Raw genomic sequence first — 1,702 nt, forward strand, 5'->3', positions numbered from 1 at the left:
ACGATCAAATATCACAACGCCGCTCTATATCACAACCTGTCGTTGCAGTACTAAGTCGAGCAGCACCTGGAGTGCCGGCACGGCGTGCGTCCAGTGGGCCTACAACGTCACCGCGGGCCAGCCTTGCCCGTGGACGGTAAGTATGGCGGGGCGACGACCCGGGCGATCCGGAACTTCCAGAAGTTCTTCGGGCTGACCGTCGATGGTGTCGTCGGTCCCCGACCCGCGCGACGCGGCCGGGACCGCCACGATCCTGGCCCGCGCCGCCGACCGTGGCGATCCCGGACCGCGGGCCGATCTCGGCTGAGCCGGATGCGCGATCGGGCATACGGTCAGCTGCCGCACGGTCCCGACGCGATGCGCTGGAACTGTTCGCGTGGCATCGCCAGCGGCGGTCGTGCTGCTCGCCGTCCACACCTGGTCCGGGCGCAGCGCGGTCAGGTCGGCCAGGGTGAACGTGACGTCCACCGCCAAGTCGTTGGTCGAGCGTTCCAGGCCGGAGGACAGTGACGCGAACAGGTAGTAGGTGCGGTCCGGCGCGATTGCGGTGAAGTCGGGGGCGCTGACCTTGTCCAACTTCCAGCCGGTCGGCACAACGAAGATCCGCACGGTCGTCGCCGGGTCTGGTGGGTCGCCGTCGTGGACCGACCAGAGCTTCCGCACGCCGTCGCTGACTGTCAGGCCGATCACGCGGTTGTGTTCGCACGGCGCGAGCAGGACGGTGGGGTGACCGTCGTCGACGTACAGCGCCGCCACCGGCACGCGGCGGGTCGGGCGCTCGTCGTCGTGGTTGACGAGGTCGCCACACGCGACGACGGTCAGTGCCACGGTCGCGTACGTCGTGGCCCGGATCCAGCCGGCCGGCCTGCTCATGACCGATGATCATCAGGGCTGTCGGCCGTCCCGGCGAGCACGCCGACGTAACGATCTGCGGCGCCGGTAGGCTCGGGGCCGTGATCACGGACGGGGAGTTGGCGGTCGCGGCGGCTGAGGCCGGTGCGGCGGTGGTGCGGGCGCGGTACGGCACGGCGCTGGAGCGGTTCGGCAAGGGTGGCGGGGACTTCGCCACGGCGGCCGACATCGAGGCGGAGCAGGCGATCCACGCCGTGCTGCGCGAGGCGCGGCCCGCGGACGGGTTCCTGGGGGAGGAGACCGGGTCGACCGGGGACGCGCCGCGGACCTGGCTCGTCGACCCGCTCTGCGGGACGCTGAACTTCGCCGCCCGCACGCCGCTCGTGGCGGTCAACGTCGCGCTGCGGACCCCCGGCGGGCTCACGGCCGCGGCCACCGCCGACCCGTTCGCGGGCGAGGTGTTCTGGACCGCCGGCGACGGGGCGTACCTGCGGCGGGACGGGCGGGACGAGCCCCTGGTCCCCGACGCCGGGTCGGCCCTGGCCGAGGTCGACGTCGACCCGCCGACCCCGAACGCGCCCGGGTTCCGCGCGGAGCGGCTGCTGCTCGACCCGTCGTTCCGGGCGGACTTCCGGCCGCGGGTGCTGTCGACCTCGCTGGGCCTGCTGTGGGTGGCCGCGGGGCGGCGGGCGGTGTACGTCATCGACCGTGACCTGCGCGACGACGTCCACTTCGCCGCCGGGCTCGCGGTGTGCCGGGCCGCCGGGTGCGTGCTCACCGGGCTGCGCGGCGAGCCGGTCGGCGCCGGGGCGCACGGCCTGATCGCGGCGGCCGACGAGCGCGCCCACGC

At 73.3% G+C, this 1,702-nt stretch carries 2 protein-coding genes; both read left to right on the forward strand.

Annotated features, from left to right (window positions below; all coding sequences use genetic code 11):
- Positions 1 to 129: 129 nt before the first annotated feature.
- The gene (locus ABZS66_RS61590) at positions 130 to 510 is read left to right on the forward strand and encodes a peptidoglycan-binding domain-containing protein (protein WP_354774256.1); all 381 of its coding nucleotides are present in this window, start codon (positions 130 to 132) and stop codon (positions 508 to 510) included.
- Positions 511 to 953: 443 nt separating this feature from the next.
- The coding region (locus ABZS66_RS61595) for an inositol monophosphatase (RefSeq protein ID WP_354774258.1) at positions 954 to 1,702 on the forward strand (749 nt) is incomplete at its 3' end.

It is taken from the genome of Dactylosporangium sp. NPDC005572, from assembly GCF_040605515.1.
Lineage (GTDB): Bacteria > Actinomycetota > Actinomycetes > Mycobacteriales > Micromonosporaceae > Dactylosporangium.